Annotated in this window: 10 protein-coding genes and 1 pseudogene; 6 read left to right on the top strand and 5 right to left on the bottom strand. The window is 57.9% G+C overall.

Annotated features, from left to right (window positions below):
- From ACR0AO_RS22275 to ACR0AO_RS22250, 6 genes are all read left to right on the top strand, one after another.
- On the top strand, positions 1 to 353 hold a 353-nt coding region (locus ACR0AO_RS22275), incomplete at its 5' end, for an adenylate/guanylate cyclase domain-containing protein (protein WP_480608633.1).
- 423 nt (positions 354 to 776) lie between these two features.
- On the top strand, positions 777 to 1,805 hold the full coding sequence (locus tag ACR0AO_RS22270; protein ID WP_480608631.1) for a type 2 periplasmic-binding domain-containing protein: 1,029 nt from the start codon (positions 777 to 779) through the stop codon (positions 1,803 to 1,805).
- Between the two features lie 9 nt (positions 1,806 to 1,814).
- On the top strand, positions 1,815 to 3,887 hold the full coding sequence (locus tag ACR0AO_RS22265; protein WP_480608629.1) for an adenylate/guanylate cyclase domain-containing protein: 2,073 nt from the start codon (positions 1,815 to 1,817) through the stop codon (positions 3,885 to 3,887).
- 306 nt (positions 3,888 to 4,193) lie between these two features.
- The gene (locus tag ACR0AO_RS22260; protein ID WP_480608627.1) at positions 4,194 to 5,090 is read left to right on the top strand and encodes a cyanophycinase; all 897 of its coding nucleotides are present in this window, start codon (positions 4,194 to 4,196) and stop codon (positions 5,088 to 5,090) included.
- Positions 5,091 to 5,105: 15 nt separating this feature from the next.
- Entirely contained in the window at positions 5,106 to 7,901 is a 2,796-nt protein-coding gene (cphA, locus tag ACR0AO_RS22255) for a cyanophycin synthetase (RefSeq protein WP_480608625.1), read from the top strand.
- Positions 7,902 to 7,915: 14 nt separating this feature from the next.
- On the top strand, positions 7,916 to 9,652 hold the full coding sequence (locus tag ACR0AO_RS22250; RefSeq protein WP_480608623.1) for a Mur ligase family protein: 1,737 nt from the start codon (positions 7,916 to 7,918) through the stop codon (positions 9,650 to 9,652).
- Between the two features lie 232 nt (positions 9,653 to 9,884).
- Here ACR0AO_RS22250 and ACR0AO_RS22245 read toward each other — a convergent pair.
- From ACR0AO_RS22245 to ACR0AO_RS22225, 5 genes and pseudogenes are all read right to left on the bottom strand, one after another.
- Positions 9,885 to 10,139: pseudogene (locus tag ACR0AO_RS22245) on the bottom strand (integrase core domain-containing protein); the annotation flags it as partial.
- A gap of 166 nt (positions 10,140 to 10,305) precedes the next feature.
- Positions 10,306 to 12,750 (bottom strand): GcvT family protein, encoded by a 2,445-nt coding sequence (locus tag ACR0AO_RS22240; protein WP_480608621.1) that lies wholly within the window; start codon positions 12,748 to 12,750, stop codon positions 10,306 to 10,308.
- A gap of 8 nt (positions 12,751 to 12,758) precedes the next feature.
- Positions 12,759 to 13,640, bottom strand: coding sequence for a phosphotransferase (locus ACR0AO_RS22235; protein ID WP_480608619.1), 882 nt, complete (start codon positions 13,638 to 13,640; stop codon positions 12,759 to 12,761).
- A gap of 1 nt (position 13,641) precedes the next feature.
- Positions 13,642 to 15,633, bottom strand: coding sequence for an ABC transporter permease (locus tag ACR0AO_RS22230; protein ID WP_480608617.1), 1,992 nt, complete (start codon positions 15,631 to 15,633; stop codon positions 13,642 to 13,644).
- Positions 15,630 to 16,652, bottom strand: a complete 1,023-nt coding sequence (locus ACR0AO_RS22225; RefSeq protein WP_480608615.1) for a quaternary amine ABC transporter ATP-binding protein — start codon at positions 16,650 to 16,652, stop codon at positions 15,630 to 15,632. Before ACR0AO_RS22225 ends, ACR0AO_RS22230 begins: the two co-directional genes overlap by 4 nt.
- Between the last annotated feature and the right edge of the window lie 71 nt (positions 16,653 to 16,723).

Here is a 16,723-nt window from a genome sequence, read left to right as displayed (position 1 = left end):
TACAGGAAATGGTGAATACCTGTGAGCAAATCACCGCACGTCATGGGCTGGAAAAAATCAAGACCATAGGGGATGCATACATGGCAACTGCAGGATTGCTGCACTATGTTGAAAACCCGGCTGACGCGAGCGTACGCGCAGGGTTCGAGATGATTTCAGCAGTCAAAAACCTGGAAGCGTCCTGGGATCTGCGCGTTGGAATTCACATCGGGCCAGTTGTCGCCGGCGTTATTGGCCGCAAGCAATTTGTGTTCGATTTGTGGGGCGATACCGTGAATGTCGCATCCAGAATTGTAGCACAAGCTGAACCCTCAAACGTCGTTGTCATCGCCCCGGTTTGGCGTCTGATCTAGGGCAGTTTTCGCGGAAAGTCGATGGGACAAGTGGAATTGAAGGGAAAGGGAGCACTCGAGTTGGTCCAGTGCAAGTCGAGTTGAAACAACTTATTGACTTGAGCTGAACGATAGCTGGATTTGAATATCTTGAGTTTTTTGAATTCGGGCAGGATTATTTTCTAGCCACTTGGTGGGCTGACTTTGGACACCCTTAGCGACCTTGCAGATCCTTCTATACTTTATGGAATGTAAAAAAGTTTGTTCGTTAGAGGATTACCTCGTTACGTTTTTCATGATCCAGGACGCCGCATGCTTGTGGGCAGAAAACTCGCTGTAGGCATCCGAAAGCGACCACAGACAACAACGCATTTGGCGCTCAGGTTCCGCTTTGTTCGCGCAGCTTGCCGATTGTGGTAAAATGCCGGAAGAAATGGAGCTGGTATGAGGTCGCTCGCAACTCTTTTAGCGTTCTTCTTGATGTCGGTTGGCCCGACTGCCGGACCATCCTATGCGGCCGAAAGCGTTTTGGATGCGGTCCGCGAGCGCGGATATGTCAGGTGTTCCATCGGGAACCGGCTGGTCGGTGATACCCGCCTCGGCGAGGATGGTTATGAGGGTTTCTTCCCCGAGTTCTGCAAGGTGGTCGCACTCGCAGTATTCGGTGATCGGAACGCCGTGCAAATGTCACCAACACTGATACGCGCCGGTTTGCAAAGCATCGCGGATGGTGAGGTCGATATCTACGTCTCAAATGTGACATGGACATTTTCTCGGGATATCTCGCTTCACCTGACGCCTGCCGCAGTTCTCTACTACGACGGCCAAGGTTTCATGTCCCATCGCGGAACTTTTGACGGTCCGCTGACCGGTGTCCCAAGAGCAACTGTCTGTGTTTCGCGCGCGACGACAACCATCGGGAACCTACAGGATTTCGTCCAGCGGCACGGGTTGGATTGGGAAATCCTGCCATTTGAGTCGTCCCAAGGACGCAATGACGCCTTTTTGTCGCGCCGCTGCGATCTGCTGACGACCGATCGGTTCGCTTTGGCAACCATGCGGACCTCTGCTCTCGATGATCCCGGCAACTATGTTCTGCATGACGAGATCATCTCAAAAGAACCGCTGGTCGCTTATGTGGCAACCCGCGACATGCTATGGGCGAACATCGTTCGCTGGTCCATTTTTGCGACCATACTGGCCGAGGAAAAGGGGATTTCGCGGTCAAATGTCGAGGCGTTTCTTGACAGCCCCGATCCCGAAGTGCGTCGCCTGCTTGGCGTCGACGAGTTGGAAAGTTCTGTCGACGCAGGGCTGACAACCGACTGGGCGCGCAACGTAATTGCCGGAGCGGGCAATTATGGGGAGATATTCGACAGATATCTGGGGCAGGGCAGTCAGATGAAAATCGACCGCGGCCTCAACCGGCTCTGGAGCGATGGCGGCTTGATGATCAGCCCACCCTTCCGATAGGCTAGGTCGGTGGAGGATACCCACAGAGGCCGGATCAATGCGCGTCAGCGTATTTCCACCGTGCTGTTCAGCATCCTCGCCGGAGTTGCAGCGCTTCTAGTTGTGGGGCTTGTTCTGATCACGGTTCGGCTGTTCGAAATCCGAGGCGAACTCGATCTGCTCCGCAGCCAGTCGCTGCCACGTCTGATCAAGCTTTCTCAACTGTCTCAGGATGCGTCTGCCACAAGCTCGATCGCCCCTGCGCTCAGCCAGGCACCAACCCGGTCGGAATATGAAACGTTGCTCGCACGCATCCAAGACAAGGAAGCATCGCTGAACGCTGTTATCGGGGAATTGGCCGGGTTGTACGAAACCCCCGACCGCATTGATGTTCTGCGGCGCAACGCCGATTTGCTTATCGCCAATCTTACGCAATTGACCGGAGCCGTGGATAACCAGATCAAGGTCGACCGGCAGCTTGAGGCCTTTGCCGATGCCTTTGCACAAAACCTTGGAGTGCTGCGCAATACAGAGAAGGCGGCGGAGGCGGAAACGCAGGCACTTGCGTCCCAGGCTGTGTTTCAGATCAACAACATGTTGCTGGATATGAACAGGGCGCGTTTCCCAAAGAACAGGCAGGCCACGGAAACTAGCTTCGATGCGCTAGTGCGGCATCTCACTCATGTCGCCACTGACGTTGGACCAAACCTCCCGGAACTCGCGCCGTCGCGCAGCATCGCCGAATTTTGGGCCTCGTCCCATCAGGAGATCCTGTCGGAGAAATCGAAGCAGCTAACCAACGCGTTTCAAATCAAGGCCCTGGTCGAAGAAAACTCGTTGATCGCAAATCGGCTTCTCAGCAGCGCCAGCAATGAATTCTGGCGCGCGGGCGCTGACCTGGAGACCCAGGTCCGACTGGTGACCGAGACAACGCGGTTCACGCTGATGGCCATTCTTGGCCTGATCTTGATGGTTGTTCCGGGGGCATTCCTTGTCTTGAGAGTTCTCAACAGGCGTGTGTTCCGACGGCTCGAACAGATGCGGCAATCGCTGGCGCGCTATGCCGAAGACCGTGAACACAGGCTCTCAGATACTCGCCCGGATGAAATCGGCCAGATATCTGGTGCTATGGCGCATTACATGGATGTCATCGATCAGAGGGAAAAGGAATTGGCCGACAAGACGACCGCGCTGGAGCGACTGTCAAATCAACTGGCGAAATACCTCTCGCCTCAGGTATATGACTCGATCTTCAGCGGCAAGCAGGAGGTCAAACTTGTCAGCAGCCGGAAAAAGCTGACCATTTTCTTTTCCGATATCGTCGACTTTACTGAGGCCGCCGATCGGCTGGAATCAGAGGAACTCACGCAACTTCTGAATCACTATCTAACCGAAATGTCCCAGATCGCCTTCCGTCACGGCGCAACCATCGACAAATATGTCGGTGACGCCATTCTGATCTTCTTTGGAGATCCCGACACGCGTGGTGTGAAGGCTGACGCGCTAGCCTGTGTAAGCATGGCACTGGAAATGCGGCAACGTATGGAGCAGCTTCAGAACCAGTGGCGGAGATCCGGTATCGAGAAGCCGATGACCACCCGCATGGGTATCCATACTGGCTATTGCACTGTCGGCAATTTCGGAAGCGAAGACAGGTTGGATTATACCATCATTGGTGGCGCCGTGAATATTGCGTCTAGATTGGAGACCATGGCCGCACCGGGGGAGATCCTGATTTCCTACGAAACCTTCGCACATGTGGAAGACCAGATCGCCTGTAAAAAACGCGGTGAGATAGAGGTCAAAGGCATCGCCTACCCCGTCGCAACCTATCGAGTTCTCGATGCCCGCGCGGTTCTCGAATGCAATCTGCATGAGATGCACGAGCAAAACGCCCATCTACGTCTGGACCTGAATGTCGCATCGATGGCGGCCGAAGATCGCGCGGTTGCTGTCGAAAGTTTGGAAAAAGCATTGCGGCTCTTGGGGCAAGGCTCTGGCGTCTCGCCAACGCCGGAGAATGACGGCTCCCCGACAGGTGATCGGACTGAAGAGGCTACTTCGGCACCGTCGCGAGGTGACGATCCTAACACTGCAAAGTGATCTCCGCGTATGAAGCAGAGAGCGATCAAGAACAAGTTTCGGCAGTTCGTTCGATTCCTCGGGTGTGAGGGGTCACATTTGAGGTTGGAGCAACTTCACCCTGCGCCCGCAATGGTCGCCGGAAAGTGGGCACGGACGCCGATATGGTGGTTCTTGACGAATACTTTGCCGTGCGGCATGTGATGGCTTGGGGGGAATGGCATGTCCGCGATGGCCAGATAGCCCGGCGCGGCATGTATGAACAGGTTTAAGCGTCCACGCGGTCCCCGATGACTGCCCGCTTCAGCACCGGAAGGTAGTTAAGATATGTGCCCTGCGCCCGTTGATGCAGAGACCCCGCGCGGGTTCATCATTCCAATCGGCGGCGGAGAAGACCGCGTCAAGGAAATGCAGATTCACCGCAAATTCGTGGAATTGTCTGGCGGTGCGGATGCCGATATCGTCGTAATCCCGACAGCTTCGATGCTGGAGGAAACCGGACCGGACTATAACCGCATTTTCTCTGAACTCGGGGCTGGCCAGGTCGAATTCCTGCCCATCTCGCGTCGCGCCGATTGCGACAACCCGGACTATGCCGGGATGTTGGATCGCGCGACCGGGATTTTCATGACGGGCGGAAACCAGTTGCGGCTGTCCGCGATTCTGGGCGGCACACTTGTCGCGCAGAAAATTCGACGGCGAAACGCTGCGGGTGTGCCGGTTGCCGGAACTTCTGCCGGTGCCTCAATCATGTCAGAACATATGGTAGCAGGCGGCAGCAGCAACTCTGGTCCCGCCGAAGGCAACATCACACTGGCTCCGGGTATGGGTCTGACCAACGCCGTCATCATTGATCAGCATTTCACTCAGCGTAACCGGTTGGGACGATTGCTAACCGCTTCATCTTTCAATCCTTTTCTGATCGGCTTGGGCATTGACGAAGACACGGCGGCCTTCATTGGGCCAGACAACGTCTTTGAAGTCATCGGTAGCGGAACGGTTACCGTGGTGGATGCCAGCCATTTGACCCATTCTTCGATGTGGGATGCCCGCCGGGGTGAAGCGCTTAGCCTTCTTGGTCTTCGGCTTGACGTTCTGGGCGAAGGGTGCCGTTATGATCTGACGGCTCGCCAGGCTTTTCCGCCGGATGAGCATATGGCGTTCTGCACATTGCCGGATCTGTCCGGGGATGAGGCCGCCAGCGGGGGGGGAATAGCAAGCTAACCAACGGGGAGCCTCATGAAAATAATCTCGACCAATGTCTTTGTCGGCCCGAATGTCTGGGCAAGTTTTCCGGTCATTCGCCACGTCGTCGACCTAGGTGTTCTGGAAGAGTGGCCGTCGGCGAAAATTGGCCCCGAGTTTGTCGATGCATTGATCGAGGCGCTTCCCGGTCTGGCCGAACACGGCTGTTCCTATCGCGAACCCGGCGGGTTCATCCGCCGCTTGCGCGAAGATGAAGGCACTTGGCTGGGCCATGTGCTGGAGCATTGCGCCATCGAGGTGCAGAACGTCGCTGGGACCGACGTGACTTTTGGCCGGACACGCAGCACAGGCGAACCCGGCCAGTACAACATGGTTTATGAATACCGCCAGCGCGATGTAGGTCTTGACGCGGGCAAGCTGGCGATGCGGCTGCTGATGCATCTGTTGCCACAATCCCTCAAGGAGCAGGTGGATTACGATTTCGACCCGGATTTCAACTGGGATGACGAGTTGCGCAGCTTTGTGCTGCGCGCGCAGCGCAAGGAATTTGGTCCCTCAACCGGCTCGCTGGTCAAGGCGGCACAGGAGCGGGACATCCCCTGGATCAGGCTGAACTCTGGCTCACTGGTGCAATTCGGGCATGGGAAATATCAGAAACGCATTCAGGCAACCATCACTTCTGAGACCAAACATATCTCGGTCGAGATTTCCTGCGACAAGGAAGATACACACAATCTGCTGAACGATCTGGGCCTGCCGGTGCCGCAGCAACGCATGGTTTATTCGGCACGCGAGGCGGCAAAGGCGGCAGGACGCATCGGGTTTCCTGTCGTCGTCAAGCCGCTCAACGCCAATCATGGGCGAGGTGTTTCGATCAATCTGAATTCGGAATCCGAGGTCGAGGCCGGTTTTGCCGAAGCCAAGGAACATTCCCGCAGCAGGGCCATTCTGGTGGAAAGTTTCATCACCGGTTTCGATCACCGAATGCTGGTTGTGAACAACAAGCTGGTTGCAGTGGCCAAGCGCGTCCCCGGACATGTAGTTGGCGACGGCACGCACACGATTGCCGAACTGGTCGACATCGTAAACCAGGACCCGCGCCGAGGCATCGGGCACGAAAAAGTGCTGACCATGCTTGAAATCGATAATCAGGCCAAACGCCTGATGGAGAATGCGGGCGTGAACGTAGAGACCGTGTTGCCGGATGGCGAGATTTTCTATCTCCGTTCGACCGCGAACCTGTCGACGGGGGGTACAGCCATTGACCTGACGGATGTGGTGCATCCTGACAACCGTGACATGGCCGAACGCGCCATCATGGCGGTTGGGTTGGATGTGGGCGGCGTCGATTTTCTGATCGACGACATCACCAAATCCTACAAGGATATCGGCGGCGCAATCGTCGAGGTGAACGCAGCCCCCGGTTTCCGGATGCACGTGGCTCCGTCCGAAGGTCAGCCGCGCGACGTGGCGGGCAAAGTGATCGACATGCTGTTCCCAGCCAATGAGAAAACCCGCATCCCGATCGCGGCGATTACCGGCACCAACGGCAAGACGACGACTTCGCGGATGCTGGGGCATATCATGAAAACCAGCGGCAAGATCGTTGGTATGACTTCGACCGACGGCGTCTATGTGGACGGTAAACTGAGCGTCAAGGGTGATATGACGGGACCCAAATCCGCTCAGATCGTCCTCCGCGATCCGGCGGTCGATTTTGCGGTGATGGAAACCGCACGCGGCGGGCTTGTGCGGTCGGGTCTGGGTTATCAGCGCTCGAACGTGGCGGCGTGTCTGAATGTTTCGGCGGACCATCTGGGACTTGGTGGTATTAACACTGTCGAGGAACTGGCCGTGGTCAAGCGCGTGGTGGTGGAAAGCGCGACCGATACAGCGGTGCTGAATGCCGATGACATCAATTGTCTGAAAATGGCCGACTACGCCGGAGCGGATCAGATCTTCTATGTCACGACCAATCCCGGCCACAGCCTGGTCAAGGAACATATCAAGGCAGGCGGCAAGGCTATCGTTCTGGAAAAGGGCATGAATGGTGACATGCTGACCATCTATGACAACGGGCTTCACATCCCGGTTCTGTGGTCGCATTTGATCCCGGCAACGTTGGAAGGCAAAGCGATTTTCAACGTCCAGAACGCGATGTTCGCCGCCGCGATGGCCTATAGTTTCGGCGTGGACCTGGACAATATCCGCCACGGGCTGCGCACCTTCGACACCAGCTATTTCCAGGCCCCTGGGCGGATGAATGTCTATGACGAGCATCCCTTCAAGGTGATCCTCGATTATGGCCACAACCCTGCCGCGCTGAAGGCGATGGCCGCGCTGGCCGACCAGTTGGAGGTCAAGGGCCGCAGGCTGTGCGTCGTTGCGATGCCCGGCGACCGACGCGATGAAGACATTGTTGATGGAGCCGCAGCACTGGCCGGGCATTTTGATCATTTCATCTGCAAGGCAGATGACCGCCGCCGGGGTCGCGGCCATGACGAAGTGCCCCAAATGATGCGGCAGGCTATGATCGACAATGGAGTAGACACAGCTGCCATCACCATCATCCCCGATGAGATCGAGGCGGTAAGTACCGCACTGGAACAGGCCGGGCAGGGCGATCTTCTGGTGATCTTCGGTGACGACACGACGCGCTGCTGGAAACAGATCATCTATTTCAACTCCGATGACGAAGCACCCGAGGCCGTGCCGGCGCCAAGCCCAGTTGAAACGGCATTTGAAGACATGTTCGAAAGCGACCAGAACCTGATCCGGGATGAGCGTGGTGTGCGTCTGGCCCGTGAAATCAGCGAAGACTCGGATTGAGCGGAGGCACCGGAATGGACCGGATCGAAGAGCTTGAGGCCGCGCTGAAAATTGAAAGCGCGACCGCCGATCATATTCAGGTGGATGACGCACGGCGCCTGACCGGACCTGGCCTGCTCTGGGACCGGCCCGGCGCCGTGATGGATGTGTTTTTCACCGATATCGACGCCACGCAGGTTACCGCCCTGTGGGAGAAACATGCGCGCCGGGTGCTGGACGCTCTCGGCTGGCAGGTTCAGGAACTGACCCACCGCACCTTTACTGGTGGCGTCAATCTGGCGATCTCGGCGCCGATGGATCAGCTCTATTCCGCGATATTCGCGGCGCAAACCGCCTGGCATTTCTGTGCCGCTGAATTGTTGGTATCCGAGCCCAGAGACTTCGATCAGATGGTTGCGGATATCAAAGGCGTTATGGAAAAGGAAGCCAATCCCGCTCTGATCGCCCTGATCGCGGCAGCCGAGAAACATGGCGTGGATATGCTCTGCGATGATGACGAAGTGTCGATCGGGCATGGTATTGGCAGTCAGACCTGGCCAGTCGATGCGCTGCCCTCACCTGACGCGGTGGGCTGGTCTGCTCTGCACAATATCCCTGTCGCGTTCATCACCGGAACCAACGGCAAAACCACCACAACCCGGCTGCTTGAGGCCATCGCGCGCGCCTCGGGCAAGGTTGCCGGGCTGACCTCGACCGAGTTTGTGCGGGTGGGTGACGATATCCTGGACCGTGGCGATTACTCAGGCCCCGGTGGCGGGCGAATGCTACTGCGCGACAGACGGCTGGAGGTTGCATGCCTTGAAGTGGCTCGCGGAGGCATCCTGCGTCGGGGCCTGCCGACCCGCGCGGCCACGGCAGCAGCGGTCACCAATGTAGCGAACGACCATCTGGGGCAATATGGGGTCAACACGGTGCCGGAACTGGCTCAGGCCAAATTTGCCGTGCATCGCACGCTGGCCGAAGGAGGCGTTCTGGCCCTGAATGCCGATGACGACTATGTCCGCGCAGAAGCGGAAAACACATCCGCAAATATCTGGTGGTTTTCGCTGGATGCGCAGAACGACCTGATCCGTCGGGCTCGCGATGCGGGCAAGTGCTGCGCTTATGTACAGCAGGGAGAAATCGTTTTTTTCGATGGCACGGTTGAACAGGCAGTGATCGCAGTTTCCAATGTTCCTCTGACCATGGGCGGCGCCGCGAAATACAACATCCTGAACGCGCTGGCGGCTTTGTGCCTTGCCTTGGCCTTGGACCTGCCTGTTCAGGCGGCTCGGGATGGGTTGGCCGGGTTCAAGCCAGACGCCAAAGATAACCCAGGTCGTTGCAACGAGTTTCGGTACAACGAAGCGCGGGTATTTGTGGATTTTGCACATAACCCGCATTCGATTTCGGCTGTTTGCGGTGCGCTGTCGAGTCTGCCAGCAAAACGGCGTTTCATCATGCTCAGCCATGCAGGGGACAGATCGGATCAGGATATCCGGGACGTAACCGCGACGGCGTTGAATTTCCAGCCCGATGTGGTCGTCGCAGCCGAACTGGAAGGGTATTTAAGAGGCCGCGAATTGGGAGAAATCCCGGACCTGATCGAAAAATCAGCCTCAGAACAGGGATATGGCGCACAACAGGTCCTGAGAGCTTCTTCGCCCTCTCAGGCCGCCTCGATGATATTGGATATGCTGGAACCGGGTGATCTTGCCTTGCTCTTGGTGCTGTCCGAACGTGACGCCGTGCTCGCGATGCTCGACAGGTGAAGGCAAAGCCGGACGCCGGACTCACAAAGTTGCAGCCAGTACAAGGCGGTATCAGAAAGCGCAATTGCAGACAGGCAGACCTTCGGGTACCCAAAATGTTGCGACTTTGACCTTATGACCTTCCCCGCGACTAGGGCCGGTTTGATCTGGAATCTTCCGGTTGGGTTTTAGTGTTGAGCGGCAGCGCGGAGACCGCAGGAGTCTCAAGCGCTGGCGCCGTGGTTTTCATCAAGAACTCCGCTGGGGACAGGTAACCGAGCGCCGAATGTGGGCGCTTTGTGTTGTGGTGGTTGCGCCATCGTCCGATTTCCTCGCGCGCATGGCCTAGGGATCGGAACCGGTGAAGGTTCTGGCATTCCTGGCAAAGACGGCTGTTGAAGGACTCGAAATAGGCATTGTCCGTTGGTTTTCCTGGGCGCAAGAAGTCCAACTCGACCTTGTTCAAATAGGCTCATTGATCGAGCCGCCGACCTGCAAACTCTGAACCATAGCACGTCGGGAAGAGGCGGTGCTGAGAGGTTATGGCCAACAGGCACTACCGTCTGGATGCCACCCGTGCGTGGAAAACGGCGGCAAACGTTGCCTGAATCGAAGGCCGGTTTGCCGCTCAAAGCTCAGATAAGTTGCCGGGACAACACTCTCCGAAAGAGCCATCACGCTTTGACACGCTCCATTTTCGGATCGTAAAGCGGTTGTAACGTCACCTCGCAGGGCACGCGCCGGGTTGCAACGTCCAACTCATAGCTACCGGTTGTGACAAATTCGGCGTCCACACCATCCCGGTTGCGCACATAGCCATAGCCGATGGAATTGCCAACAGTGTAGCCATAGCCGCCCGATGTCAGCCAGCCGACCCGTTTGCCATCCCGGTAGATCGTTTCGCGGCCCAGCAGCACCACCTCTGGGTCTACGGTGAAGCAGGCCAGCATTTTATTCACACCTCTAGCCTTTTGAGCTTCGGATGCAGAGCGGCCCTTGAAGTCCACATCCTTGCGCAATTTCACAGCCCAGCCCAGCCCGCATTCGAACGGTGTATGGTCGGGGCCGATATCGGTCCCCCAGGCGCGATAGCCTTTCTCAAGCCGCAGCGATTCAATCGCGCGGTAACCCGCGTTGACCAGACCGTGCGGTCGGCCTGCTTCCATCAGCGTGGTATAAACGGTCTGGGCGTATTCGACTGGTAGATGCAGTTCCCAACCAAGCTCGCCCACATAGGTCACGCGTAGGGCTTTGACGGGGCATCCGGCGATGCCGATGGTGCGGATGGAACCGAATTTGAAGCCGTCGTTCGAGACGTCGTCGCGGGTGACCGCTGCCAGAATGTCCCGAGCCCTGGGGCCCATCAAGGACAGTACGGCGTTCGAGGAAGTGATGTCGAAAAGCTGGCAGTTCATGCCTTCGGGGATATTGCGGCTGATCCAATCGAAATCGTGCGTGGCAAAGCCTGTGCCGGTGACGATGTAGAACTCATCATGCGCGACACGGCCCACAGTCAGGTCGCATTCGATTCCGCCCTTGTCATTCAGCATCTGGGTATAGACCAACGCGCCCACCGGCTTGTCCACATCATTGGCGCAGATCCAGTTCATCGCAGCCAGGGCGTCAGGGCCTTTCAGTGCGAATTTGGCAAACGATGTCTGATCGAACAGCACCGCCGCCTCGCGCGCCGCTTTGTGTTCGCGGCCAACTGCGGCGAACCAGTTCTGGCGGCCAAAGCTGTATTCGTCCTTGGGCGTCTCGCCCAGCGATGCATCCGCATACCAGTTCGGACGTTCCCACCCCAGTTTCTCGCCAAAGCACGCACCCTGATCCTTGAGGGTATCGAAAAGCGGCGACTTGCGGCAGGGGCGGCCCGAGTCGTGTTCTTCATGCGGCCAGGCCATGGTGTAGTGTTTGCCATAGGCCTCGACCGTGCGGGTGCGGACCCAGTCGGTGTCGAAATGCGGGCGACCAAAACGGCGGATGTCGGCGGACCACAGATCAAAGGGCGGCTCGCCATTGGCGGCCCATTCCGCCAGCACCATTCCGGCGCCGCCGCCCGAGGCGATACCAAAGGCGTTGAAGCCGGCGCCGACAAAGAAATTCTTCAACTCGGGCGCTTCACCCACGATGAAATTTCCATCTGGTGTGAAGCTCTCGGGGCCGTTGGTCAGGGTCTTGATCCCGGCGGTTTCCAACGCCGGTACCCGGCCCAGTGACAGCTCCATGATCTGTTCGAAATGATCGAAATTACTGTCGAGTAAGGTATAGTGGAACCCTTTCGGGATGCCGTCGATTGCCCACGGGATTGGGTTCGGCTCGTACCCGCCCATTACGAGCCCACCGACCTCTTCCTTGTAATAGGTCAGCCGATCGGGATCGCGCAGAGTAGGCAGGTCACCGGGTACGCCAAAGGGTTCGGTGACCATGTATTGATGTTCCATCGGCACCAGCGGCACGTTCACGCCGAATTTGGCGGCGAAATCGCGCGTCCACTGACCGGCGCAGACGATCACCTTTTCGCATTCGATGCGGCCCTGTTCGGTAATGACGGCGCGGATCTTGCCATTGTCGATCTCAAGATCGGTGACCTTGGTATCTTCAAAGATCCTCGCGCCCGCCATCCGCGCGCCTTTGGCCAGCGCCTGGGTGATGTCCGACGGATTCGCCTGACCATCCGTCGGCAGGAAGGCAGCACCGATCACATCGCCGATGTCCATCAGCGGCCACAGATCCTGCGCCTCCTGCGGGGTCAGCAGCTGCATATCGAGGCCAAAGGAATGCGCCGTGGTCGCCTGGCGCTTCACTTCGGTCCAGCGTTCCTCGTTGCAAGCCAGCCGCAGGCCGCCATTCATCTTCCAACCGGTTCCGAGGCCGGTTTCTTCCTCCAGTTTCTTGTAAAGCTCCACCGAATAGCCCAACAACTGGGTGATATTGGCGTTTGAGCGCAACTGACCGACGAGACCCGCCGCATGGAAGGTAGTGCCCGAGGTCAGTTTCTTGCGCTCAAGAAGAACCGTATCGGTCCAACCCATCTTGGCCAGGTGATAAGCAGCCGAACAGCCGATGATACCGCCGCCGATGATGACCGCCTTTGCAGAAGAGGGAAGTTCAGTCATGTCTGTCCTCAGGTGTTATTGAAGTCGTTGAGCGCCGCGCGGAAACGCGCAAGGTTTTCAGCTGTGTAAGCCGCGTAGTCGAAGTCGATATCCGAGGTGATCTCGGACACCATGCTCCACATGGTTTCTCGCAGCAACGAAGCGCATTTCATCGCCGAATAGCGATGACGCAGGTCGTCGGTTACCGGGGTTTCGAAATAGGTTTCCAGCACCCAGTCTTCCTGTTTGGGCGTGAGTCCGTTGTTCGAGGCCAACCCGCCCAGATCAAACAGTGGCGAGTTGAACCCGGCATAATCAAAATCGATCAGCCAAAGGCGGTTGCCATCGTCCAGAAAATTGCCGCAGAGCAGGTCGTTATGGCCAAAGACCACGTCATAGGGCCCGGCCTCACGTTCCAACATCGCGCTCGCGTCGATCAGATCGGGGATCAGCGCGGTATGTGCGCTGCCCTGCTCGGTCAGGGTCGCGGCGTAGTCGCGGATGACGTGGAACACCCAAAACACCAGCGACGGTCCGCGCAGATGGGTGGGCACCTCGCGGTGGCAGCGTTTCACCAGATCCAGCACGCGCGGCAGCATGTCGGGTTGGCGCACGTCCCCTTCGGTCAGGGTACGGCTTTCGATGAATTCCAGCACCGTCAGATCACCTTCGGAGTGCACCACGGCTGGAGACAATCCTGCGGCATGGGCGGCGCGGCTGGCGGCCAGTTCGTTGAACCGCATGACCTGATGCAGCGGGATGTCATCGCCTACGCGCACCACATAAGCCCCTGCGTCATCGGTGACCTTGTAGTTTACATTGGTGATACCGCCGGTGAGCGGAGTGGCCGCGATCTCTCCCTGCCAGATCGACAGGGCGCGGACGCGGGTTATCAGATCGGGTTGGTTCAATTCAACTCTCCAGTCCAAAGCGGATGCGGGCCTGACGGGCCCCGGCATTCACCAGCCGGTCGGCGATGATGGCGATGAAGGCGATGGCCAGACCGGCGACCAAACCCCGGCCCGTGTCGGCCTTGGTCAGGGCGATATAGACCTCTTGCCCCAGATCGCGGGTGCCGACGAGCGCGGTGATCACCAGCATCGACAAGGCCAGCATGATGGTCTGGTTGATGCCCAGCAGAATCTCGGGCAGGGCCATCGGCAGGCGGATATGGCGCAGGAGTTGCATGCGGGTGCAGCCTGAGACCAGACCGGCCTCAATCAGTTCCTCGCTGACAGAGCGCACGCCATGTGCGGCGTAGCGCACTGCCGGGGCCAATGCGTAAAGGACTATGGCGATGAGGGCGGTGAAATCACCGACACGGAACAACATGACAACCGGGATCAGGTAGACAAAGCTTGGCAGTGTTTGCAGCGTGTCGATCAGCAGGTTGATCATTGATCCGGCACGTTTGTTCAGCGCCGCCAGCACGCCCAGCGGAACCCCGATCAGCGTAGCCAGAATGACCGAGGCGCCGCAGAGATACACCGTCACCATTGCCTTGGCCCACAACCCCGAGACAAGGATCAGTGAGGCCATACCGCCGCACAGCAGCGCCAGCCGCCAGCCGCCTGCATGCCAGCCCAGCAGGGTCAGCATGGTAATTGCCCAGGGCCATGGGATGCCTAGCAGAACTGTCTTGATCGGGATCATGAACCACGTCAGGAATACGACTTTGATCGCTTCGAACGTGTCGAAATAGTTGACATTCAGGTATTCAACCGTGTTGTCCCAGAACGCACCGGTAGTGATCGTCTGGCTTTCGGGATATTTCAGAAGCAGGGGCGAGAACTGGCCCAACACCCATGTGACAACCAACAGAATCAGTACCAGAACCGTCCGGCGATGTCGGGCGAACCACGAGCCAGGAACCTCGTGATGCACCTGCCCCATGCGCTCGGCAAAAGCCTGGCTCAGGCGGTCGACGGCGATGGCCAGAACCACAATGGCAATCCCGGCCTCGAACCCTGCGCCGATATCCAGACGACGCAGCGCCGCGAGAACGTCAAAGCCAAGCCCTCCGGCCCCGATCATTGAGGCGATAATAACCATGTTCAGCGTCAGCATGATCACCTGATTGACGCCCACCATCAGGCTGTGGCTGGCCGACGGCACCAACACGCGCCACATCAGCTGGCGCTGAGTCGTACCCGCCATGCGTCCGAAATCCAGAATCTCCGGGTCAACCGCCTTTAGCGCCAGCGCGGTAATCCGAACCATCGGCGGGGTGGCGTAAATGATCGTCGCCACCAGAGCCGAGATCGGACCAAATCCGAACATGAACAGGATCGGTACCAAATAGGCGAAGATCGGGATCGTCTGCATCAGGTCCAGAATGGGCGAGATGACACGTTCAAATGTTGGGTGACGATATGCGAGGATGCCCAACAACAGCCCGCCGCCTGCGCCAATCGGCACCGCGATCAGGACCGAGGCCAGAGTGACCATCGCACTGTCCCATTGGCCGAAGACGGCCAGATAGATGAAGCACGCGCCGACCAGCGCCGCCAATGCCCAATCCCGGCAATACTGACCCAGAGCGATTACGGCCGTGGTCACCACAATCCAGCTGATCGCCGGCAGAATGACCTGTGCGTCGTTGCCCTGACCGCTGACAAAGCCATCGGCCAACAGAGCCAGCACCAGATTATAGGGCTGCTCGATCAACCAGGCGATGGCGCGGGTGACGTCAGTGAATGAGACCGGCCCGATGGCCGCATCCTCGATCAGCCAGGACATCGCGGATGAGATGTAGGTTTTGAACGGGATCACCCAGGCTGAAGGAAACTTGGTCAGCCAGCGCGCATCCAGCGCATTACCCAGATCACGACCGAAATACCCCAGCAGGATCGTGATCCCGACAAGCGTCAGAATGACAACTTGGCTGCGGTTCGGGCGGATCATGCCGCGTCACCTTTGCCGAACAAGACATGCGCCACAGCTTTGCGATCAATGGCGCCAACAACCTGACCATTTTCGTCCGATACCGGTATCGGCGCATCTGCGGCAATGATCCGTTCTGCCACGTCCGAGACCCGATTGGATTGCGGGATGGGTTCGCCCTCACCCAAAGCGCCAGCAGTCATAACGCCACCGACCGTCAAGACTTTTGAGCGCGGAATATGGCGCGTGAATTCAGCGACGTAGTCGGTGGCCGGATACATCAACAGTTCTTCCGGCGTGGCAATCTGGATGACTTCCCCGTCTTTCATAATGGCGATCCGGTCGGCCAGGCGGACAGCTTCTTCAAAGTCGTGCGTGATAAAGACGATGGTTTTATGCAGCCGTTCCTGAAGACGCAGGAATTCATCCTGCATCTCACGCCGGATCAACGGGTCGAGGGCTGAGAACGGCTCATCCAGAAACCAAAGGTCAGGCTCGGTCACCAGCGAACGCGCAATGCCAACACGCTGTTGCTGTCCTCCAGAGAGTTCGCGCGGATAGTTATCCTCGCGCCCCTTCAGGCCGACCAATTCCACCACTTCGCGCGCTTTGGCCTCCGCCTCAGATTTGGGCGTGGCCTGAATTGTCAGCGGGAACATGACATTCTGCAACACGGTCAGGTGCGGCAGCAGGGCGAAATGCTGGAACACCATACCCATCTTGTGACGGCGGATTTCGATGAGTTCTTTTTCGCTGGCGCGCAGCAGATCAGTGCCGTCGAACAGAACCTCTCCACCTGTTGGTTCTATCAACCGCGACAGGCAACGAACCAGAGTGGATTTGCCCGAGCCGGACAGGCCCATGATGATGAAAATCTCTCCCTCGGCAATTTCGATATTGGCATTGCGCACCGCACCTATCACGCCTGCGTTGCGGATGTCGTCAGCCGACGGGTTGGGATTTTGCCGCAATAAAGCCTCGGCATTCGGACCATAGAGTTTCCAAACGTTAAGGCAGGACAGTTTTGTCGAGGATCTCATCTGTGGTGTCCGATTGATAAGCGCAAAAAACCGGAGCGGTAGGAGAGAGCGGGATCACCGCTCCGGTCAGG

This window comes from Ruegeria sp. AF8 (assembly GCF_056541825.1).
Note: the sequence above shows the minus strand (reverse complement) of the source record. Positions and strands in the feature narration are given on the sequence as shown.